Here is a 1,366-nt window from a genome sequence, read left to right on the forward strand (position 1 = left end):
TGAAGCGCCCCGGCTTCAGTGGAGGCTGGGTTCTCCCGAGATTGGATCTTCTCGGGCGGTGTCGTGAGCGTAGTAGTTCTGTTCGTACTCGACCGGCGGGATGTTGCCGATCATGGAGTGCAGCCGGTTGGTGTTGAACCAGTGCACCCAGGAGGCGGTGACAAGCTCGAGGTCCTCGACGGTGCGCAGCGGCCCGTCGCGGCGCACGCACTCGGACTTGTAGAGCCCGATCAGCGACTCGGCCATCGCGTTGTCATACGAGTCACCGATCGAGCCGATCGAGGCCACCGCGCCGGCCTCGGCGAGCCGGTCGCCGTAGCGGATCGCGGTGTACTGACTTCCGGCGTCGGAGTGGTGGATCAACCCCTCAAGTCGACCATCAGCGGTCTGACCTGCATGCTCACGGGTCCACAGCGCCATCTCCAGGGCGTCGAGCGGGAGCTCGGTGGGCATCCGCGCGGCGCAGCGCCACCCGACGATCCGCCGGGAGTACACGTCGGAGACGAACGCGGTGAACACCGTCCCCGACCATGTCGGCACGTAGGTCAGGTCCACGACCCAGAGCTGGTTGGGCCGCGCCGCGGTGAAGTCCCTGTCGACCAGGTCCGGGGCCCGCCCGGCGTGCTGGTCGGGCCGGGTGGTGATCGTGGGCTGACCGCGGCGCACGCCGCGCAGCCCGAGCTCGCGCATCAGTCGTTCCACGGTGCAGCGCGCGACCGGCTCGCCGCCTTGGCCGGTGACGCCGTCGCGGCGCAACTGGTGCCACATCTTGCGGGCCCCGTAGAGCCCGCGGCCCTTGTCCCGGTCGAAGAAGGTGGCCTCGATCGTCTCGGCCAGCGCCGCGTCGTGCAGCGCCCGCCGCGACGGACCCCGCTTCTTGTGCGCGTAGTAGCCGCTCGGGGCGACCGCGATGCCCTGCGCGCGCAGGGCAGCACAGATCGGCTCGACCCCGAAGCGGCGCTTGTGCTGATCGATGTAGGCCACGATCAGCGGATATGGCGGTCGAGCTCCGCCGCCGCGAAAAACGCCGACGCGGTCTTGAGGATCTCGTTCGCCCGCCGCAGCTCGGCGTTCTCCCGCCGCAGCCGCTTGAGCTCCTCGGACTCTGCAGTGGTCACACCCGCGGCCAGACCGTCGTCGATGTCGGCCTGTTTGCACCAGCCGCGCAACGTGTCGGGGAGGATCCCCAACTGCGGGCCGATCCGCTTGCACGCCGCGTTGACCGAGAGCCCCGGCTCTTGCCGGCGTGCTTCACGGACCATGCGCTGGGCGCGCTCGCGCATCTCGTCGCTGAACTTCCTCGGTGCCGGCACGATCTCCACCTTCCCGTGGGATCAGAGCCTCCACCACATCCGGGGCGCTTCAG

Annotated in this window: 1 protein-coding gene and 1 other annotated feature; the gene reads right to left on the bottom strand. The window is 69.3% G+C overall.

Annotated features, from left to right (window positions below):
- Positions 1 to 15: 15 nt before the first annotated feature.
- Positions 16 to 1,283, bottom strand: a protein-coding gene (locus WHI96_RS27665; protein ID WP_405415969.1) for an IS3 family transposase whose coding sequence is annotated in 2 segments (ribosomal slippage) — positions 16 to 1,014 and positions 1,017 to 1,283 — 1,266 coding nt in all. Because the reading frame shifts where the segments join, the coding sequence is not laid out codon by codon here.
- Positions 898 to 1,029 (bottom strand) — a sequence feature (AL1L pseudoknot). Its footprint overlaps the gene before it by 132 nt.
- Positions 1,284 to 1,366: the final 83 nt, after the last annotated feature.

The organism is Pseudonocardia tropica, assembly GCF_040105315.1.
Lineage (GTDB): Bacteria > Actinomycetota > Actinomycetes > Mycobacteriales > Pseudonocardiaceae > Pseudonocardia > Pseudonocardia alni.